General features: G+C 71.0%; 16 protein-coding genes. 9 read left to right on the top strand and 7 right to left on the bottom strand.

Annotated features, from left to right (window positions below; all coding sequences use genetic code 11):
• Window positions 1-110: 110 nt before the first annotated feature.
• The 3 genes from gltX to ACF073_RS24725 all read right to left on the bottom strand — a co-directional run bounded on the left by gltX (window position 111) and on the right by ACF073_RS24725 (window position 2890).
• On the bottom strand, window positions 111-1595 hold the full coding sequence (gene gltX, locus ACF073_RS24735) for a glutamate--tRNA ligase (protein ID WP_392073421.1): 1485 nt from the start codon (window positions 1593-1595) through the stop codon (window positions 111-113).
• Entirely contained in the window at window positions 1588-2373 is a 786-nt protein-coding gene (locus tag ACF073_RS24730; protein WP_392073419.1) for a fumarylacetoacetate hydrolase family protein, read from the bottom strand. The genes gltX and ACF073_RS24730 overlap by 8 nt, the downstream gene beginning before the upstream one ends.
• A gap of 322 nt (window positions 2374-2695) precedes the next feature.
• A complete protein-coding gene (locus ACF073_RS24725) occupies window positions 2696-2890 on the bottom strand; it encodes a hypothetical protein (protein WP_392073417.1) in 195 nt (64 codons plus the stop codon).
• Between the two features lie 568 nt (window positions 2891-3458).
• On the opposite strand from ACF073_RS24725, the gene ACF073_RS24720 reads away from it, so the two are divergent.
• The 8 genes from ACF073_RS24720 to ACF073_RS24685 all read left to right on the top strand — a co-directional run bounded on the left by ACF073_RS24720 (window position 3459) and on the right by ACF073_RS24685 (window position 14087).
• Window positions 3459-7310 (top strand): nitrate- and nitrite sensing domain-containing protein, encoded by a 3852-nt coding sequence (locus ACF073_RS24720; RefSeq protein ID WP_392073415.1) that lies wholly within the window; start codon window positions 3459-3461, stop codon window positions 7308-7310.
• A gap of 9 nt (window positions 7311-7319) precedes the next feature.
• Window positions 7320-7733, top strand: coding sequence for a roadblock/LC7 domain-containing protein (locus ACF073_RS24715; protein ID WP_003993189.1), 414 nt, complete (start codon window positions 7320-7322; stop codon window positions 7731-7733).
• A gap of 110 nt (window positions 7734-7843) precedes the next feature.
• On the top strand, window positions 7844-8242 hold the full coding sequence (locus ACF073_RS24710) for a DUF742 domain-containing protein (RefSeq protein WP_009190816.1): 399 nt from the start codon (window positions 7844-7846) through the stop codon (window positions 8240-8242).
• Window positions 8223-8798 (top strand): ATP/GTP-binding protein, encoded by a 576-nt coding sequence (locus tag ACF073_RS24705; RefSeq protein ID WP_392073412.1) that lies wholly within the window; start codon window positions 8223-8225, stop codon window positions 8796-8798. Before ACF073_RS24710 ends, ACF073_RS24705 begins: the two co-directional genes overlap by 20 nt.
• 390 nt (window positions 8799-9188) lie before the next feature.
• On the top strand, window positions 9189-12443 hold the full coding sequence (locus ACF073_RS24700) for a nitrate- and nitrite sensing domain-containing protein (protein ID WP_392073410.1): 3255 nt from the start codon (window positions 9189-9191) through the stop codon (window positions 12441-12443).
• A 10-nt stretch (window positions 12444-12453) separates the two neighbouring features.
• Window positions 12454-12867, top strand: coding sequence for a roadblock/LC7 domain-containing protein (locus ACF073_RS24695; RefSeq protein ID WP_005479603.1), 414 nt, complete (start codon window positions 12454-12456; stop codon window positions 12865-12867).
• 94 nt (window positions 12868-12961) lie between these two features.
• Window positions 12962-13525 (top strand): DUF742 domain-containing protein, encoded by a 564-nt coding sequence (locus ACF073_RS24690; protein ID WP_392073408.1) that lies wholly within the window; start codon window positions 12962-12964, stop codon window positions 13523-13525.
• Window positions 13506-14087, top strand: coding sequence for an ATP/GTP-binding protein (locus ACF073_RS24685; protein WP_392073405.1), 582 nt, complete (start codon window positions 13506-13508; stop codon window positions 14085-14087). The genes ACF073_RS24690 and ACF073_RS24685 overlap by 20 nt, the downstream gene beginning before the upstream one ends.
• Before the next feature lie 133 nt (window positions 14088-14220).
• Here the strand turns inward: ACF073_RS24685 and ACF073_RS24680 are convergent, their stop codons facing one another.
• The 4 genes from ACF073_RS24680 to ACF073_RS24665 form a co-directional block, all read right to left on the bottom strand.
• Window positions 14221-14418, bottom strand: a complete 198-nt coding sequence (locus tag ACF073_RS24680) for an acyl-CoA carboxylase subunit epsilon (RefSeq protein WP_392073403.1) — start codon at window positions 14416-14418, stop codon at window positions 14221-14223.
• 57 nt (window positions 14419-14475) lie between these two features.
• A complete protein-coding gene (locus ACF073_RS24675) occupies window positions 14476-16071 on the bottom strand; it encodes an acyl-CoA carboxylase subunit beta (RefSeq protein WP_392073401.1) in 1596 nt (531 codons plus the stop codon).
• A gap of 154 nt (window positions 16072-16225) precedes the next feature.
• Window positions 16226-18526 carry a polysaccharide lyase 8 family protein gene (locus ACF073_RS24670; protein WP_392073715.1) on the bottom strand — a complete coding sequence of 767 codons (2301 nt, stop codon included), beginning with the start codon at window positions 18524-18526 and terminating at the stop codon, window positions 16226-16228.
• A gap of 35 nt (window positions 18527-18561) precedes the next feature.
• Window positions 18562-19059 (bottom strand): hypothetical protein, encoded by a 498-nt coding sequence (locus ACF073_RS24665; protein WP_392073399.1) that lies wholly within the window; start codon window positions 19057-19059, stop codon window positions 18562-18564.
• A 221-nt stretch (window positions 19060-19280) separates the two neighbouring features.
• Between ACF073_RS24665 and ACF073_RS24660 the strand changes: the two genes are divergently transcribed.
• The gene (locus tag ACF073_RS24660; RefSeq protein WP_392073397.1) at window positions 19281-19886 is read left to right on the top strand and encodes a YceI family protein; all 606 of its coding nucleotides are present in this window, start codon (window positions 19281-19283) and stop codon (window positions 19884-19886) included.
• The last annotated feature ends 40 nt before the right edge of the window (window positions 19887-19926 follow it).

The raw sequence follows: 19926 nt of genomic DNA, 5'->3' as shown, positions 1-19926 counted from the left end.
GGTACTCCGGCCCCGGAACCGTGTCCCCGGAACACATCGGCCGTGCGCGCCCCACCCGGCTCGGGGCGGTCGCCGTCCGCCGGGGCGGACTCCCGCGTCGTGCGGGCGGGTCAGGCCGCCAGCTTGGCCAGGGCCGCGTCGATGCGGGCCAGCGTCGTCTCCTTGCCCAGCACCTCCAGCGACTCGAAGAGCGGCAGGCCGACCGTGCGGCCGGTGACCGCCACGCGGACCGGCGCCTGGGCCTTGCCGAGCTTGAGGCCGTGCGCCTCGCCCGCGGCCAGGACGGCCTCCTTGAGGGACTCCGGCGAGGTCCAGTCCGCGGACTCCAGCTTCTCGCGGGCCGTACGGAGCAGGGCGTCGGAGCCCTCCTTCATCGCCTTGGCCCACGAAGCCTCGTCGAAGACCGGCTCGGCGAGGAACAGGAAGTCGACGTTGTCGGTGATCTCCGACAGGACCTTCAGCCGGGTCTGCGCGTGCGGGGCGATCGCCTCCCACTTCGCCGCGTCGAACTGCTCCGGCGCCCAGGGGGCGAACGGTGCCTGGAGCCACGGGCGGCAGCGCTCGGCGAACTCCTTCACATCCAGCATGCGGATGTGGTCGGCGTTGATCGCCTCGCACTTCTTCAGGTCGAAGCGCGCCGGGTTGGGGTTCACGTCGGAGATGTCGAAGGCGGCGACCATCTCGTCGATCGTGAAGATGTCCTTGTCGGCGGAGAGCGACCAGCCGAGCAGCGACAGGTAGTTGAGCAGGCCCTCGGGCAGGAAGCCCTTCTCGCGGTAGAGGTTGAGGGACGCCTGCGGGTCGCGCTTGGAGAGCTTCTTGTTGCCCTCGCCCATCACGTACGGCAGGTGGCCGAAGGCCGGGGTCCGCTTGGCGATGCCCAGCTCGGTCAGCGCCTTGTACAGGGCGACCTGGCGCGGGGTGGAGGAGAGCAGGTCCTCGCCGCGCAGGACGTGGGTGATCTCCATCAGGGCGTCGTCGACCGGGTTGACCAGCGTGTACAGCGGGGCCCCGTTGGCGCGGACGATGCCGTAGTCCGGGACGTTCTCCGGGGTGAAGGTCAGCTCGCCGCGGACCAGGTCCGTGAAGGTGATCGTCTCGTCGGGCATCCGGAAGCGGACGATCGGGGTGCGGCCCTGGGCCTGGTACTCCGCGACCTGCCCGGCGCTCAGGTCGCGGCAGTGGCCGTCGTAGCCGGAGGGCTTGCCGGCGGCGCGGGCGGCCTCCCTGCGGGAGTCCAGCTCCTCCTGGGAGCAGTAGCAGTGGTAGGCGTAGCCGCCGTCGAGGAGCTTGCGCGCGACGTCGGCGTAGATGTCCATGCGCTGCGACTGGCGGTACGGCTCGTGCGGGCCGCCGACCTCGGGGCCCTCGTCCCAGTCGAAGCCCAGCCAGCGCATCGCGTCGAGCAGCTGGTTGTACGACTCCTCGGAGTCGCGGGCCGCGTCGGTGTCCTCGATGCGGAAGACCAGGGTGCCCTGGTTGTGCCGGGCGAACGCCCAGTTGAACAGGGCGGTGCGGACCAGGCCCACGTGGGGGTTACCGGTGGGCGAGGGGCAGAAACGGACGCGTACGGGAGAGCCGGATGCGCTAGCCACGCTTGACAACCTTGTTGGTGAGAGTGCCGATGCCTTCGATGGTGACGGCGACCTCGTCGCCGACGTGGAGGGGGCCGACCCCTGCCGGGGTGCCGGTGAGGATGACGTCGCCGGGCAGCAGCGTCATGGCCTCGGAGATGTTGACGATCAGGTCCTCGATGGGGTGGATCATCTCGCTCGTCCGGCCCAGCTGGCGTTGTTCGCCGTTGACCGTGAGCTGGATGGTCAGGTCGCCCGCGCGGGCGAGGTCCAGGTCCGTCTCCACCCAGGGGCCGAGCGGGCAGGAGGTGTCGAAGCCCTTGGCCCGGGCCCACTGCTTCTCCCGCTTCTGCACGTCACGGGCGGTGACGTCGTTGGCGCAGGTGTAGCCGAGGATCACGTCCTTGACGCGGTCGCGCGGCACCTCGCGGCACATGCGGCCGATGACGACGGCCAGCTCGGCCTCGTGATGCAGCTCCTCGGAGAACGACGGGTACTGGATGTCGTCGCCGGGGCCGATCACGGAGGTGGACGGCTTGAAGAAGGCGAACGGCGCCTCGGGGACCTCGTTGCCCAGCTCGCGCGCGTGGTCGGCGTAGTTGCGGCCGAACGCGACGACCTTGTTGGGCAGCACCGGGGGGAGCAGCCTGACCTTGTTCAGCGGCACCTTCGTCCCGGACAGTTCGTAGTCCGCGAACGGGATGCCCTTGATGATGTCGAGGACGAGTTCGTCCTGCTTGTCGCCCTCGACCGCGCCGAAGGCGACGTTCCCGTCGATGGAGAACCTGGCGATGCGCACGGGATCCTTGCGCCCCTCACTGAGAACCGGCGTACTGACGCCCCAGGCTATCGGAGCCGTGCGAAGTAATGCGCTTCTGGGTGCATCTGCGCAGGTCAGAGGCGGGTCAACGGGGGCCGTCACGCAGGGGTCGCGCGGGGGACGGCGACGGGGCGCCGCGGCGGGCGGGGGGCCACGGCGGGGAAGCCGGCGGCGAGACGGGGCGGGGAAAGCCGGCGAGGAAGGCCGTCAGGGAAGGCCGGCGGGCAAGCGGGCCGGAAAAGGCGAACGCGGCCGTGCGGACCGTCGCCCGGTCCCCGGCCGCGCCCGGTGCGGCCGTCGGCTACTCGCCGGCCGGGGCCCCCGCGCCGACCGGGATCTCCATGAGGACGGTGCGCCGGGGGTTCGCCGTCTGGGCGGGAAGATCGAGGGAGTGCTCCGGCAGCTCGGGCGTGTGCAGCTCGCCGGCGTCGTCGAGGTGCGCCAGGGTCGTGCGTCGCGGGTTGGCTATCTTGCGGAACATCGTCGTCGTCTTCACCGTTGTCGTCCTGTGCCCTCTGGTCGAGTGGGTTGGCAGAGTCGTCCCCGTTGTAAAGCGTCAGGCTAAACATCCGATTCCCCGGCGAAGCCGCCAACTGCTCACGATGTGCATGTGAGTTTGCTCACGAGTCTGCGGGCAAAGCGGTCAATTCCGGCCGCTCGCCCGGCTCAACGAAACGGACATTGACCACCTGAAGCCATCATTCCGCTCCTGATCATGGCGACTGGGACACCGGGCGCCGGGCGGCGACTAGCAGCAATACGCCCGTAATTGACCGAATCAGGGTCCACGGCTGGTAACTCACCCCTCACAACCCGTCACGGAGGTCACAGCTCGGCCCACTGCCCTTGTTGGAGATCCTGCACTGTGCTGGAATTCCACGGACCGCCGCGGGATCGAGCCGGCGCGCAGGGGCGCAGCACAGCGCCGAGCGGCGGCGAGACAGGGGGAACCTGCGCGGTCACTCAAGACCACCGGGGGGCGTTTTCAGGGCGCTCTCCAGAACGCCGACACCGTGTCCCTCCGTTCGCGCGGAGGGGTGCCTGGTCCAGAGGTTGCGACGCTAGTGCAGGGACGTTTCAAGAGGGATGGCAGCGCTTCGGCGGAGCCGGAGCCGCACGACGGGACTGGCCCCGTGAAGGGCAGCGCCTCGCCCCAGCACGCCCAGAACCCGGGCCCGGCGGGAGACGGCGGTGAGCGCGGCGGACGCCCCGGCGCCGCGTCCTCGTCGACGTCCACGACGGCGGCGCCCGCCGGCACCCCCACGCCGAAGGCGAAGTCCGCGCAGGGCGCGACGGGCCCCGGCTCGCGGCTGGCCCTGCGCAACTGGCGCATCTCGACCCGTCTGGTGTCGCTGCTCGCCCTGCCGGTGGTCGCGGCCACCTCGCTCGGTGCGCTGCGTATCAACCAGTCCATGGACGACATCCAGCAGCTCGACAACATGAAGCTGCTGACGGAGATGACCAAGCAGGCCACCGAGCTGGCCGCCGCGCTCCAGGAGGAGCGCGACCAGTCCGCGGGACCGCTGGCGCACGGCGGCCTGAAGGCGAACGACTACCAGATCAAGGCCTACCAGCAGAAGTCCGACCGGGCCCGCGAGAACTTCCTCGACGCCTCCGAGCAGATCGACGCGGCGAGCAAGGACGGCAACCTCCAGGGCGTCCGTGACGCGCTGGTCGGCCTCGCCAACCAGCTGGACGACCTGGCCAAGATCCGCAAGTCCGCCTACACGTCCAAGGCCAACGCCTCCCAGACGGTCGAGTCCTACCACCGGCTCATCAACCAGCTGATCGGCCTCTCCCAGGACATGGCCGAGGCGTCCAGCAACCCGGAGATGATCTCGCGCACCCGCGCCCTGGCGGCGTTCTCCACCGCCAAGGAGTACGCGTCGGTGCAGCGCGCCATGATCGCCGCGGCGCTGCCCGCGACCACCACCACCAAGGGCGACCTCTCCGAGAACGACCGCCTCTACGGCCAGTCGGCGTACGAGAGCGAGAACTCCGAGCTGGCGATCTTCCGGAAGATCTACGCCAGCCAGAACGCCGAGGAACTCCTCAAGCCGATCGACGAGGGCAACCCGACGATCGAGTCCGCCGACACCTACGCCAAGCGCTCCTTCGAGTCCCCCGACGGCCTGCAGCAGCTGCCGGCGCGGTCCTACCGCGACTGGGTGGACGACAGCTCGACCAAGATCGAGCAGATGAAGAAGATCGAGCACACGCTGCTGGAGGAGATGGAGCAGAAGGCGCGTGAGCTGAAGAGCGCCACCCAGCAGGACGCGATCATCTCCGGTGCGCTGATCCTGCTCGTGCTCGGCGTCTCGCTGGTCGGCGCGTTCGTCGTGGCCCGGTCCATGATCCGCTCGCTGCGCCGGCTCCAGGAGACCGCGACCAGGGTCGCCCAGGACCGTCTGCCCGAGCTGGTCAAGCAGCTGTCGGAGTCGGACCCGCAGGACGTCGACACCTCCGTGGAGTCGGTCGGTGTGCACTCCCGGGACGAGATCGGCCAGGTGGCCACGGCCTTCGACGACGTGCACCGCGAGGCGGTCCGCCTCGCCGCCGAGCAGGCCCTTCTGCGGGGCAACGTCAACGCGATGTTCACCAACCTCTCGCGCCGCTCGCAGGGCCTCATCCAGCGTCAGCTGTCGCTGATCTCCGAACTGGAGTCCCGCGAGGCCGACCCGGACCAGCTGTCCTCGCTCTTCAAGCTCGACCACCTCGCGACGCGTATGCGCCGTAACGGTGAGAACCTCCTCGTGCTCGCCGGTGAAGAGCCCGGCCGGCGCTGGACCCGCCCGGTCCCGCTGGTCGACGTGCTCCGCGCCGCCGCCTCCGAGGTGGAGCAGTACGAGCGCATCGAGCTGGCCTCGGTCCCGACGACCGAGGTCGCCGGCCGGGTCGTCAACGACCTCGTGCACCTGCTCGCCGAGCTGCTGGAGAACGCCACCTCGTTCTCCTCGCCGCAGACCAAGGTCAAGGTCACCGGTCACGCGCTGCCCGACGGCCGTGTGCTGATCGAGATCCACGACACCGGTATCGGCCTCTCCCCCGAGGACCTCGCGGCGATCAACGAGCGGCTCGCCTCGCCGCCCACCGTGGACGTCTCGGTCTCCCGCCGCATGGGTCTGTTCGTGGTCGGCCGGCTGTCCCAGCGGCACGGCATCCGCATCCAGCTGCGCCCCTCCGACTCCGGTGGCACGACCGCGCTGGTCATGCTCCCCGTCGACGTCGCCCAGGGCGGCAAGAAGCCCGCTCCGGGCAAGTCCGGTGCGCCCTCGACCGGCGGTCCGGCCGCGGCGCAGGCCGCCGCGGGCGCGGCGGCCGCCCGGCGGGCGACCGGCAGCAACAACGGCGGTGCCCTCGGCGGCGCCCCGGCCGGCGGCGGACTGCTCGGCGCCGGACCGGCCCCGCGCGGCCAGGTCGGCTCCGGGCAGGGCCCCCGGGCCGCGCTGCCCGGCAACGGCCAGGGCGGACGTCCCGGTGCGCCGGGCGGAGCGCGCGGCCAGCAGCAGGGCGGGCGGCCGGCACCGGCCGGTCCCGGCGCGGGCGGCTTCGGCGGCCAGACGCCGGGCGCCCCGCAGGGCACGCAGGCCGGGGGCCAGGGCGGGCCGCAGCAGGACCTCTTCGCCGGCCGCGGCCGCAAGCGCTCCGGCGGCCCGGCGGACCAGGGCCGTCAGCCCCAGCTGCCGCCGCGCGGCGGCCCGCGGGCCGAGCTGCCCGGCGGTGACCCGCAGTCCCGTACCCCGGAGTGGGGCGACACCCAGGCCCCGCTCTCCCGGGCCTCGCTCGACACGCCGCGCGGCCACGACGAGCAGGACCCGTCGCAGACCGCGCGCATGCCGCGCGTGGACGACCGGCAGGGTCCGGGCTCCACCGCCGAGATACCGGCGATTCCCCGCAACGACGCGCAGGGCCCGGCGGCCACGGGCCAGTTCCCGCGCGCCGAGCTGCCCGGCGGCAACGCTTCGCACACGGGCCAGTTCGCGCGTCCGGACGGCCCCGGCCACACCGGCCAGTACGCCCGCCCCGACGACGTCCAGCAGACCGGCCAGTTCGCGCGGCCCGACAACGGCCAGAACACCGGCCAGTTCGCGCGGCCCGAGGCCGACCGGCAGCAGGGCCACTACGACGCGCCCGGCGCCCAGCAGGGCACCGACCCGTTCCTCCGCCCCGATGTGTTCGGCACGTCGGCCGGGCAGCGGGACAACGGCGCGCAGCAGCACACGGGCCAGTTCCCGGCGCAGCAGGCCCCGCAGGCCCCGCAGCAGGGGTACAACGGCGGCTACGACGGCGGCTCCACCGGGCAGCACTCCCTGCCCGGCCGCCAGAACCCCGGCCACACCGGGCAGTTCGAGCGCCCGCAGCAGGCCGGCCCCGACGACTTCGGCGCCCCGCGCCCGCCGGCCCCGCAGCAGCGTCCGGTCCGCTCCGAGCCGGAGGCGCTGCCGCCGGCCAGCGGCCCGGGTGACGGCCGCACCCCGCTGTTCGACACGCTGGAGACCAACTGGTTCCACGGCAGTCAGCAGCAGGAGAGCGCGCCCGCGCCGCAGCAGCCGCAGCAGACGCCTCAGCAGCAGGCGCCGCAGCAGCAGGCGCCCGCTCCGCAGCGCTCCGCATCCACCACCGGCTCCTGGCGCACCTCACCGAACGACGATCTCGTCCGGCAGGCGGAGCGCGTCCGGCAGCCCGCGGCGGGCGGGGTCACCACCTCAGGCCTGCCGCGCCGCGTACCCCGGGCGAACCTCGTGCCCGGTACGGCGCAGCAGCAACAGCACCAAGCCGGTCCGCAGGTCTCGCGTGCGCCTGACGACGTACGCGGACGGCTGACCAATCTTCGTCGGGGCATCGCTCAGGGCCGTCAGGCCGGCAGCGGCCAGACCGGCAGCTTCCCGAGCCCCACTCACCAGCAGGAGCGTTAGTTGAGTCCGATGAGCCAGGCGGCACAGAACCTGAACTGGTTGATCACCAACTTCGTGGACAACACCCCTGGGGTGTCGCACACGGTGGTGGTCTCCGCCGACGGCCTTCTGCTGGCGATGTCCGAAGGGTTCCCGCGGGACCGCGCCGACCAGCTCGCCGCCGTCGCGTCCGGGCTGACCTCCCTCACGGCCGGGGCGTCCCGGATCTTCGAGGGTGGCAGCGTGGCGCAGACGGTCGTCGAGATGGAGCGCGGTTTCCTCTTCCTGATGTCCGTCTCGGACGGGTCGTCCCTTGCGGTTCTGGCCCACCCGGAGTGCGACATCGGCCTCGTCGGCTACGAGATGGCACTGCTCGTCGACCGCGCGGGTGCGGTTCTCACCCCGGACCTGCGCGCCGAACTCCAGGGCAGTCTGCTTCACTGACCGCCCCCGGCACCACCCACCTCACGAAAACACCGTCCGGCCGCCACAATCCCCCCACGGCCCCGTCAGACGGCTTGACTGACCGACTTGCTGTCACGCCCGGAGGATTCATGACCCCGCCCACCGCCCATCATGATCCGTACGCGGAGCCGTACGGGGACGAGGGCGACCAGCCGCTGGTGAGGCCGTACGCCATGACCGGCGGCCGGACCAGGCCGCGCTACCAGCTCGCCATCGAGGCGCTGATCAGCACCACGGCCGACCCGGCAGCGCTCATGGGGCTGCTCCCTGAGCACCAGCGGATCTGCCACCTGTGCCGCGAGGTCAAGTCGGTCGCGGAGGTCTCCGCGCTGCTGGCCATGCCGCTCGGAGTGGCCCGGATCCTGGTGGCCGACCTCGCCGAGGCCGGCCTGGTCGCCATCCATCAGCCGGGTGGCGACGAGAACAACGGCGGCGCTCCGGACGTGACGCTGCTCGAAAGGGTGCTCAGTGGACTTCGCAAGCTCTGACGCGGGCCGGGCCACCACCTCCGCGAAGATCGTGGTGGCGGGCGGCTTCGGCGTGGGCAAGACCACGTTCGTCGGCGCCGTCTCGGAGATCAACCCGCTGCGCACAGAGGCCGTGATGACGTCCGCTTCGGCCGGCATCGACGACCTCACCCACACCGGAGACAAGACCACCACCACGGTGGCCATGGACTTCGGCCGCATCACCCTGGACCAGGACCTCATCCTGTACCTGTTCGGCACCCCCGGCCAGGACCGCTTCTGGTTCATGTGGGACGACCTGGTACGCGGCGCGATCGGCGCCGTCGTCCTGGTGGACACCCGGCGCCTCGCCGACTGCTTCCCCGCCGTCGACTACTTCGAGAACTCGGGCCTGCCCTTCGTCATCGCCCTCAACGGCTTCGACGGCCAGCAGCCCTACACCCCCGACGAGGTGCGGGAGGCGCTCCAGATCGGTTCGGACGCCCCGATCATCACGACGGACGCCCGGCACCGCGCGGACGCCAAGAGTGCCCTGATCACGCTGGTGGAACACGCTCTGATGGCCCGCTTGAAGTAGCGCGCAAGTACGACGGACCCTACGGCACTTGTCGTAATCGGATCGAAGCCGGCTGTGGCCTTTGACACGGTCGGCTTCGGTGTTCATAACAGTTCGGCAGAGGAATCGCCCGGTCTCACCACGCGACGCGGTCGTGCGGTGCCGCTGTGCGCACAAACGCCCCGCCTTTTGGCGGGGCTCGCTCTTTATGACCGTTTTATCTCGCACTTACAACGGCTCTGCCACAGGGTTTCCGCTGTTTGGAATCGCGCTGGTCCACGTGCTGGAATGCCTGAACTGCCCCATGGTCAAAGACGTAACTGAGTGCGTACTGAGTGGTCGATGGCGAACCGGGCTCTGAGAGACTGCGGCACGACGAAGGTGCCGACCCGCCGAGAGGTTGTTGGTCGAGTGAGGCGAAGCAAGAACGGTCCCGAGCCGTCGGCGCGGGGCAACTTCACCCCGCCGCCGCGCGCTGCGGCGCCCACCCCCGTTCCCGGTGCGGAGCCGGCGGCCACACCCGCGTCCAGCGGCGGCCGTTTCTCCCCCCGGAACTGGCGGGTGCCGACCCGGCTGAACGCCATCCTGCTCATACCCGTGGCGGTCGGTCTCGTCATGGGTGGTTTCCAGGTGAAGAGCTCCATCGACACCTGGCAGCAGGCCCGTGACGCCGAGAACACCGCCCGTCTGGTGCGTGCCGCCCTGACCTACGCCGACGCTCTGGAGAGCGAACGCGACGTCACCGCCGCACCGCTGCTGCTGAAGAAGAAGGACGCGGCGAGCAAGCAGATCGTCGACGGGGCCCGCAAGGCCACGGACCAGGCGGGTGTCGCCTTCGAAGCGGCCGCGAAGAACGCGCCGGACGACTCCGGCCTGGTGCGCCGGCTGCGCCTCTTCCACGAGGTCGAGCCGAAGCTGGCCCAGCTGCGGCAGGTGGCCTACACCTCCAAGAAGACCGGCGTCGAGACCGAAGAGGGCTACGTCGCGATCAGCCACCCCCTGATGGAGTTCGCCAACGAACTCGGTCTGGGCACCGGCAACATCACCTCCTACGGCCGTACCGTCTACGCCATCTCGCTGACCAAGGCGGCGCTGTCGCTGGAGCGGTCGATCGGCACGCATCTGCTGGTCAAGCCCGGTCCGGACGCCCCGAACCTGGCGACCCAGCGGGTCTCCCTGTCCTCGTACGCCTACCTCGAGCGCATCGCCGTGGAGGAGTACACGGGCGGTGGCACCGAGGCCGACGCGCAGAAGCTGGACGACGCCAAGGCCAAGATCGGGGCGGACGCCGCCGCGCTGGCCAAGAAGGCCGCCGCGAGCGACCCGGAGTTCGTCCCCCCGCCGGCCGACCCCACCGACATGGTGACGGCACTCGCCACCATGAAGGACACCAGCACGCTCACCCGTGACGAGCTGGCGGCCAAGGGCATCACCGCCGACAACTGGTGGGCGGTCAACACGCTGAAGTACAAGGCGTACCGCCAGATCGAGTCGGACCTGGCCGACAAGGCGGTGAGCGAGGCCTCGTCCATCGCCGACGACGCCAAGACCTCGGCGTTCATCACCGGTGCCGTCGTCGTCATCGCCCTGCTGGCCGCGTTCATCCTGGCCGGCCTCGTGGCCCGCCAGATGAGCCGCTCGATGCGCCAGCTGCGCAACGCCGCCTTCGGCATCGCCGAGCAGCGGCTGCCGATGCTGGTCGACCAGCTGTCCCGTACCGACCCCGGCCGGGTCGACACCCGGGTCGCGCCGATCCCGATCACCACCAAGGACGAGATCGGCGAGGTCGCCCGCGCCTTCGACCAGGTCCACCGCGAAGCGGTCCGGCTCGCCTCCGAGCAGGCCCTGCTGCGGGGCAACATCAACGCGATCTTCACCAACCTGTCGCGCCGCAACCAGTCGCTGATCGAGGGCCAGCTGACCCTGATCACCGACCTGGAGAACAACGAGGCCGACCCGGACCAGCTGGAGAACCTCTTCCGGCTGGACCACCTGGCCACCCGTATGCGCCGCAACGGCGAGAACCTCCTGGTCCTCGCCGGCGAGGAGCCCGGCCGCCGCTGGGACCAGCCGGTCCCGCTGGTCGACGTGCTGCGCGCCGCCTCCTCCGAGGTGGAGCAGTACGAGCGCATCGAGCTGTCCGGCGTCCCGGAGGCCGAGATCCACGGCCGCGCGGTCACCGACCTCGTGCACCTGCTGGCCGAGCTGCTGGAGAACGCCACCACGTTCTCCTCGCCGCAGACCAAGGTGCGCGTCACCGCGACCCGTCTCCCCGACGGCCGCGTCATGATCGAGATCCACGACAAGGGCATCGGCCTCACCGCCGAGGACTTCGCGGACATCAACCACAAGCTGGCCAACCCGCCGACCGTGGACGCCGCGATCTCCCAGCGCATGGGTCTGTTCGTGGTCGGCCGGCTGTCCGACCGGCACGGCATCCGGGTCCAGCTGCGCCCCTCGGGCGAGCAGGCCGGCACGACCTCGCTGGTCATGCTGCCCGACGCGATCACGCACGGTGGCGGCGGCGAGATTCCGCTGGACCGCGAGGAGTTCACCGTCTCGCAGATCATCCCGGAGCAGCAGTTCCAGGGTGAGAGCTTCAGCCAGCCGCAGCAGCCCATGCGCACCGCGGCGGAACTCGGCTTCGACGACAGCCGGTACTCGGAGGTCCCCGACGACCTGCGCGGCCTCAACCCCGTCGGCCGCTCCCTGAAGCGCGAGGAGCGCCGCGCCGCTCTGGAGTCCCACGGCCAGCACCCCGGTGACCCCCAGCAGGAGGCCGCCGAGGCCCCCGCCGGCTACCCGGACCCGTTCACCGGCCGCCCGGCGTACCAGGAGCAGCCGCAGCAGGGCTACGACGAGCAGTCCCAGCAGGCGTACGACGAGCAGCCTCAGCAGGCCTACGAGGCGCCGGCGTACGAGGAGCGGCACGCGTCGTACGAGCAGCCCTACGAGGAGCAGTACTACGCGCCGAACGGCGAGGTGCCGCAGCACGACGGCTTCTCCTCGGGCGGCGGCTACCCGGAGCAGTCGGCGCCGTATGCGGAATCCGCACCGACGCCGTCCTACCAGGACGACTGGCCGCAGCAGAACGGCTACCAGAACGGCTACCCGGGCCAGTACGCTCCGGAAGCGGAATCCCCGCAGGCCGCTGACGCGGAGGAGCGGAACCGCGTAGGCTTCGACCGTCCGGCAACGGGCTCCCCCACCGCGCACGGGCTGACCGACGCCGGGCTGCCCCGCCGCGGCGGCGCCGCGAACGGATCCCACGGCGCGAGCTCCCCGAACGGCACCGCGCGTCCCCGGCAGGACGCGCAGGCTCCGGCCCCGGGCAGCGCACCGGCGGCGGGCGGCAACGGCGACTGGCGTTCGGCCAACGACGAGCGCTGGCAGCAGGCCTCGCAGCTGCGGAAGCCCAAGGCGGGCGGGGTCACCTCCTCGGGTCTGCCGCGGCGGGTACCCAAGGCCAACCTGGTCGAGGGCACCGCCGAGAGCACCCCTCAGGGCGGCCCACAGGTCTCCCGCGCCCCGGAGGACGTCCGGGGCAGGCTGAGCAACCTGCGTCAGGGCGTCCAGCGCGGACGCAACGCAGGCACTGAAACGAACGGCCAGGCCACTAGGAATCAGCACAGTGGTCCTGACAGCACCTACAACCAGGAGCGTTAGTGTGAGCCCGATGAGCCAGGCGGCACAGAACCTGAACTGGTTGATCACCAACTTCGTGGACAACACCCCGGGGGTGTCCCACACGGTGGTGGTCTCCGCCGACGGACTCCTTCTGGCGATGTCCGAAGGGTTTCCCCGCGACCGTGCCGACCAGCTCGCGGCCGTCGCCTCCGGTCTGACCTCGCTGACCGCCGGTGCCTCGCGCATCTTCGAGGGCGGCAGCGTGAACCAGACGGTTGTGGAGATGGAGCGGGGATTCCTCTTCATCATGTCCGTATCCGACGGTTCTTCCCTCGCGGTGCTGGCGCACCCGGAGGCGGACATCGGCCTCATCGGGTACGAGATGGCCCTTCTGGTGGACCGCGCGGGCACGGTCCTGACCCCGGATCTCCGTGCGGAGCTCCAGGGAAGCCTTCTCAACTAATAAGCGGACGGTGCGTATTCGCGTCCCGGGGCCGTAAGGTTTCGGGACGCGGCTCCACAGCGTTGGGTGCCCGGCACAGTCGGAGGAGGAGAAAGTGGCAACACCCCCAGGCGGTTCGCCTTCAGGCAACTGGTCGTACGGCCCTGCCCAGGGCCAGGGCGACGGTTCGGCGAACCGGTACAACTTCCCCTCCGCCCCCAGCCACCGGCAGCCGTACGCACCGCAGGGCCCCGGCCCTTCGCCGTACGACCAGCCGCCGGCCCCGCGCATCCAGCCGGTCCAGCCGCAGCGCCGGCCCGAGCCGGCACCGGCGGCCAACAACCCCTTGGTGCGGCCGTACGCCATGACCGGCGGCCGGACGCGCCCGCGCTACCAGCTCGCCATCGAGGCACTGGTGCACACCACCGCCGCTCCGCACCAGATGCAGGGCCAGCTGCCCGAACATCAGCGGATCTGCAACCTGTGCCGGGAGATCAAGTCGGTGGCCGAGGTCTCGGCCCTCCTGACGATCCCCCTCGGCGTGGCCAGGATTCTCGTCGCCGACTTGGCGGAGGCGGGCCTGGTCGCCATCCATCAGCCCGGCGGCGACGAGAACGCCGGTGGCCAGCCAGACGTGACACTGCTCGAAAGGGTGCTCAGTGGACTTCGCAAGCTCTAGCGGCGGTCCTTCCCGCTCCACCACCTCAGCGAAGATCGTGGTGGCGGGCGGCTTCGGCGTGGGCAAGACCACGTTCGTCGGCGCCGTCTCGGAGATCAACCCGCTGCGCACAGAGGCCGTGATGACGTCCGCTTCGGCCGGCATCGACGACCTCACCCACACCGGAGACAAGACCACCACCACGGTGGCCATGGACTTCGGCCGCATCACCCTGGACCAGGACCTCATCCTGTACCTGTTCGGCACCCCCGGCCAGGACCGCTTCTGGTTCATGTGGGACGACCTGGTACGCGGCGCGATCGGCGCCGTCGTCCTGGTGGACACCCGGCGCCTCGCCGACTGCTTCCCCGCCGTCGACTACTTCGAGAACTCGGGCCTGCCCTTCGTCATCGCCCTCAACGGCTTCGACGGCAACCAGCCCTACAACCCGGAAGAGGTCCGCGAGGCGCTCCAGATCGGCCCCGACACGCCGATCATCACGACCGACGCCCGGCACCGCGCGGACGCCAAGTCGGCGCTCATCACGCTCGTGGAGCACGCCCTGATGGCTCGGCTTCGCTAGGCACGGCCGCAGCGGTACCCCGCGTCCCCTATGGGGCGCGGGGTTTCTTTGTGTCCGGGGCGGCACCCGGGCGCAGCACGAAGGGCCCCTCCATGGCGGAGGGGCCCTTCGGGTGCTGGTGGGGCGGCGCGGTCTAGCCGTGCCAGCTGTGCGGGGCGCGGAAGCCGGGCTCGCGCTCCAGGCGGCGCCAGCCGGCCTTCGCGCGGCCCCGGTGGGTCTGGGCCGAGGGCTCCGTGCGGGCGGCGGCGCGGGCCATCAGGACGGCCGTGATGGCGGCGACCTCCTCGGGCTCGGCGTGGCCCTTCTCGACGCGGATGTCAGGAGTGCTCATGGGTGTCAGTCTCCGGGGGAGAGGGGTCCGCGGGGTTACCGCGGACGATCCGCTGGGTTACTGCGGGGGGTTGCCGTGCTTGCGCGAGGGCAGGTCGGCGTGCTTGGAGTGCAGCATCGCCAGGGACTTGATCAGTACCTCGCGGGTCTGGGCGGGGTCGATGACGTCGTCGACCAGGCCCCGCTCGGCCGCGTAGTACGGGTGCATCAGCTCGGCCTTGTACTCCTTGACCATCTTCTGACGCATGGCCTCGGGGTCCTCCGCACCGGCGATCTGCCGGCGGAAGATGACGTTGGCCGCGCCTTCCGCGCCCATCACGGCGATCTCGTTCGTCGGCCAGGCGTAGGTGAGGTCGGCGCCGATCGACTGGGAGTCCATGACGATGTAGGCACCTCCGTACGCCTTGCGCATGATGAGCGAGATCCTCGGCACGGTCGCGTTGCAGTAGGCGTACAGCAGCTTCGCGCCGTGGCGGATGATTCCGCCGTGTTCCTGGTCGACACCGGGGAGGAACCCCGGCACGTCCAGGAAGGTGACGATCGGGATATTGAAAGCGTCACACATCTGGACAAAGCGCGCAGCTTTTTCGCTCGCCTCGATGTCCAGCACGCCGGCGAGGACCTGCGGCTGGTTGGCGATGATGCCGACCACCTGGCCGTCCATCCGGGCCAGGGCGCAGATGATGTTGCGCGCCCAGCGCTCGTGGACCTCCAGGTACTCGCCGTCGTCGACGATCTCCTCGATGACCTTGGCCATGTCGTACGGCCGGTTGCCGTCGGCCGGGACCAGGTCGAGCAGCGCGTCGCCGCGGCGGTCCGCCGGATCCGTCGAGTCCACCCGAGGGGGGTTCTCGCGGTTGTTCTGCGGGAGCAGCGAGAGGAGGTAGCGCACCTCCGAGATGCAGGTCTCCTCGTCGTCGTACGCGAAGTGGCAGACGCCGGAGGTCTCGGCGTGCACGTCGGCACCGCCCAGGCCGTTCTGGGTGATCTCCTCGCCGGTGACGGCCTTGACCACGTCCGGTCCGGTGATGAACATCTGGGACGTCTCGCGGACCATGAAGACGAAGTCCGTCAGGGCCGGGGAGTACGCCGCGCCGCCCGCGCACGGGCCGAGCATCACGCTGATCTGCGGAATGACACCCGAGGCCTTGGTGTTGCGCTGGAAGATGCCGCCGTAGCCGGCGAGCGCCGAGACGCCCTCCTGGATACGGGCGCCGGCGCCGTCGTTCAGGGAGACCAGCGGGGCACCGGCCGCGATGGCCATGTCCATGATCTTGTGGATCTTGGTGGCGTGGGCCTCGCCCAGCGCACCGCCGAAGATCCGGAAGTCGTGGGCGTAGACGAAGACCGTACGGCCCTCCACCGTGCCCCAGCCGGTGATGACACCGTCGGAGTACGGCTTCTTGGCTTCGAGGCCGAAGCCGACCGCACGGTGCCGGCGCAGCTGCTCGACCTCCTGGAAGGACCCGGGGTCGAGGAGCAGCTCGATCCGCTCCCGCGCGGTCAGCTTGCCCTTGGCGTGCTGCGCCTCGGTCGCCTTCTCGCTCGGGCCCGCGACGGCCCGGGCACGGATCTCGTGCAGTTCGGCGACCCGTCCGCGCGCGTCCGTCGGCTCGCCGGTCGGCTCACCCGTCGTCTCTTCCAAAACGGTCATGTAGCGACCTTACGAAGGACACGAAGAAAAGCGAGCCGTCGACTCTGTACAGTCTCCGGCCCGTTTTCCTGGTACCAGTGAACAGAACCATCGCCTCATGCAGCCGTTCCGACTGCTCAGGAGGCTGAGGGCTTGTAGGTAGGCGACAAAGCCATCAGCTGAGAGCCACCTCACATTCGTGGGTGGCGCATGCCATCCCCGGAGTGACACGGAGCCTCAGACGGCGGTCCGCCGAGAGCACCTCGACGCTGTCGTCGGCCCGGGTCACCGCGCGCACCGGACGGTCCCAGACCAGCTCCAGCGGGGCTCCGGTGCGGGGCGGCTCGCTCACCCGGAGAGTGACCCTACGGCCCCGGCGGACGAGGAGCACGCTCGCGCCCGCCGAGACGGTCAGCTCCCCCACCGTACCGGCTCGCCAGAAGGTGGCGCCGGTCAGGCCCAGCCGGGGTACGGCGACGGCCTGGCGGCCGGTGTCGTTGGCGAGGACGGTCAGCCAGTGCGGATCGGCCGCCCGGGTGACGGTCTCGGCGCGGGAGGCGCCCGGCAGCAGGACGTACACGTACCGTGCGGCGACCGGATCGGTGCCGTGGTCGAGCCAGAGGGTCTGCCAGCGCCGGGTGCGCCGTTCGGTGTCGCCGGCGGTGTTGATGTCGCACCAGGCGCCGGTGCGGTCCTCGCGCAGGGTGTGCAGCGCGCCGCCGCACGGCAGGATCCAGCCGCCGTGCCCGGCCAGGTGTGCCCAGTTCCGGCCGCGTACGAGGCGCTGGGTGCCCTGCTCGCCCAGATTGCGGTTGTCCACGACGGTCTCCACCGGGACGCCGTCGGCGCAGGAGATCCCGGCGCCGAGGCAGACGACGGCGTCGTCGAGGAAGAACCAGGACTTGTGGGCCTCCAGGGTGGAACCGAGCCCTTCGAGGTGCTGGCCGACGGCCGCCCAGGTGCCGTCCGTGGTGCCGCCGACCCAGCGGACGCCGGGCCTGGGGGCGCCCCACTCGCCGCCGGCGCCGTCGGCGAGCCGCTTGGTCGAGACGGTGGTGCCGGGCAGCCGGTACCAGTCGACGGTGGGCCAGTACCAGTCGGTGTACTGGTCGCCGCTGCCCCGCGGCCACCAGGAGAGCATGCCGGACCCGGTGTGCCAGCCGCGCGGGTTCTCGCCGCCTCCGCACTCGTAGTGCGCGATGCGGTCGCTCGCCATGGCCAGGGCGGCGGTGAAGCGGGGGGTGCGGTGCACGGCCCGGTCCATGGCCGGGAAGAGCCGGTGGCCGAGGGGTTCCGGGGTCGCGGGTCCGGGCGCCTCGGCGATGGCGTGCAGCCGCGCGAGGTCGGCCACGCCGAACTGATCGGCCGTCAGCACCGGTACGGTGGTGTCCCGTTGGATCCAGCCCTTGATCCGGCCGTGCCATCGCCGCCGCTCCGGCTCGCTCGCGCCGGCCGCGAGCAGCGCCATGGCGGCGATCAGGGCCTGCCCGTGGACGTGGTCGCTGCGCAGGACGTGCAGGTCGTCGTCGAGCAGCCGACCCCTGCTGATGGCCCGGCCGTTGACGCAGTCCATCACCAGACCGTCGTGGATCAGCGGCGCGTAGGCCCGCTCGACGCTGTCCAGGACGTGCTGCCGTGCGGGGTCGGTCACCTCCCACGCCGATCCGGCGAGCAGCGCGAACAGCCGCCCGAGCCCGTCGAGCAGGACCTGGCCGTAGGTGCCCGAGTAGGCGACCCAGGTGTGCTGGACGAAGGAGCCGTCGGCGTAGAGGCCGTCGCCGCGGGTGACGTACGGGAAGACCGGTGAGAGGGCGTCGCGGGCGAGGGCGATCCGGCCGGGGTCGCGGCCGAGGACGCCGCGCAGGGCGACCGAGCGGCACAGGTCGACACGGTTGGCCCCGGTGGAGGTGCCCGAGTAGTCGGTGAGCAGGGTGTCCGGGATGAAGTGGTCGACGGCCGCGCAGACCGCCGCGATCCGGGCCGGCCCGAGTCGCCCGTACAGGGCGGCGGTGATGTCCGTCAGCAGCCGGGGGCTGCCGATCTGCCACTCCCACCAGTTGCCGTAGCGGGTGGTGCCGGGGTGGTAGACGGTGTCGGAGAGGTGGTCGAGGCCGCGGAGGAGGCCGGCGAGGAGGCCGGCGTCGCCGGTGACGCCCGTGCCGCTCTGGGTGTACGCCTGGGCCATGGTCCACAGGCGGCCGTAGCTGAAGGTGATGCCGGACGGCGGGTCGAAGGGGTGACCCGGCCAGAGGGAGCCGGGTGCGGGGGCCATGGCGGCCAGGAACTCCCGCGCCCGCGCGCCGAGTCGGGCGAGCCGGGAGGCGTACGGCTCGGCGTCCGGGTCGTACCCGGTGCCCAGCGCGATGCCGAGCCAGCGCCGGCGCAGCACGTCGTAGGGGTCGTCGTCGGCCGCCCGCGCGCCCGGCGCGGGGGCGGCGGCGAGGGCGGCGGCCAGCAGCAGTGCGCGCCGGGTCATGCCGAGGGGACCGGTCACCGCCCTCTCCCGCCCGCTCAGCAGCCGCCGCAGTTGTAGAAGAGGACGTCCCAGTGGTTGCCCTCGTCGGCGTAGATGTTCCCGGAGCCGGCCTGCCACTGCGGGTATCCGTCACCACGCAGGCCGATGTAGGTGAAGGTGTTCTTGACGTACGACGTGACGCAGGTGTTCTTGCCGAAGTCGAGCTTGTAGCCGTTCCAGTGCGAGTAGGTGCCGGAGGCGTGGCCGGTCTCGGTGCCGCCGGTGATGTTGAGCGCGCAGCCGCTGGCCCCCTTGAGGGTCTGGGCGCCCTGCGCGGTGGCGAGGTTCAGCTGGTCGAACGAGGTGCAGGTGGAGTTGTTCCGGTCGGAGCAGTTGCCCGAGGACGACCAGGTGATGCCGGAGCCGCGGAACATCTGGGTGGCGGTGGCGTGGCTGATCTTGGTGGCGGCGGCGGCGTCGGTCGCGGTGCCGAGGACGGCGATGCCGGGGGCGGTGACCAGGGCGAGCGCGGTGAGGAGCGCGCGGATCTTCATGGGGGGACCTTCCTGCGGTGGGCCGTGGGGGCTACGGGTCGGCTGTGCAGGTGGTGCAGGCAGATGGTGCCCGAGCGGCCGGTGCGTCCGCCAGAGGGCGAACACGGTGACTCTGTGCAACCATATGGACACGGTGCGGATGAGGGTGAAAACCGAACGGAATGGGTCTACCGTCGGAGACGTTCGTTTGGTTTAACGTTCAACCGTTCAAGGAGCTCGCCATGGGAATCTTCAGCCGCAAGGACACCGCCCCCGCCCCCGCCGCGCAGGCCACCGCAGGCCCCGACCTGACCGCGCTGTCCGGCGACTACACCATCGACCCGGCCCACACCACGATCGGCTTCGTCGCCCGGCACGCCATGGTCACCAACGTCAATGGCGGCTTCCACGACTTCGCCGGCACGCTGCACCTGGACGGCGCCGACCCCGCCCGGTCCACCGCCACGCTCGACGTCCAGATGGCCAGCATCGAGACCGGCAACGCCGACCGCGACGGCCACCTGAAGTCCGCCGACTTCTTCAAGATCGACGAGTTTCCGGCCATGACGTTCCGCTCGACCAAGGCGGAGGCCCTGGGCGGCGACGACTACCGCATCACCGGCGACCTGTCCCTGCTCGGCGTGACCCGGCCGATCACCATCGACCTGGAGTTCAACGGCGCCGCCACCGACCCGTTCGGCAACCAGCGCGTCGGCTTCGAGGGCAAGACCGAGATCCTGCGCTCCGAGTGGGGCCTGACCTGGAACGCGGCGCTGGAGACCGGTGGCGTCCTGGTCTCCGACAAGATCAAGCTGGTCTTCGACATCTCGGCGATCAAGAACGCGTGAGCCGCCGGCGGTCCGGCCCGGCCCCGGACCTCCCGCCCCC

This window comes from Streptomyces sp. NPDC015171 (assembly GCF_043079545.1).
In the GTDB taxonomy this organism is placed as follows: Bacteria; Actinomycetota; Actinomycetes; order Streptomycetales; family Streptomycetaceae; genus Streptomyces.
Note: the sequence above shows the minus strand (reverse complement) of the source record. Positions and strands in the feature narration are given on the sequence as shown.

Coding starts and splice junctions, on each gene's coding strand:
- ACF073_RS24695 (WP_005479603.1), top strand. CDS start 12,454: ATGAGCCAGGCGGCACAGAACCTGAACTGGTTGATCACCAACTTCGTG.
- ACF073_RS24670 (WP_392073715.1), bottom strand. CDS start 18,526: ATGACCCGGCGCGCACTGCTGCTGGCCGCCGCCCTCGCCGCCGCCCCC.
- ACF073_RS24665 (WP_392073399.1), bottom strand. CDS start 19,059: ATGAAGATCCGCGCGCTCCTCACCGCGCTCGCCCTGGTCACCGCCCCC.
- ACF073_RS24675 (WP_392073401.1), bottom strand. CDS start 16,071: ATGACCGTTTTGGAAGAGACGACGGGTGAGCCGACCGGCGAGCCGACG.
- ACF073_RS24715 (WP_003993189.1), top strand. CDS start 7,320: ATGAGCCAGGCGGCACAGAACCTGAACTGGTTGATCACCAACTTCGTG.
- ACF073_RS24710 (WP_009190816.1), top strand. CDS start 7,844: ATGACCCCGCCCACCGCCCATCATGATCCGTACGCGGAGCCGTACGGG.
- ACF073_RS24680 (WP_392073403.1), bottom strand. CDS start 14,418: ATGAGCACTCCTGACATCCGCGTCGAGAAGGGCCACGCCGAGCCCGAG.
- ACF073_RS24660 (WP_392073397.1), top strand. CDS start 19,281: ATGGGAATCTTCAGCCGCAAGGACACCGCCCCCGCCCCCGCCGCGCAG.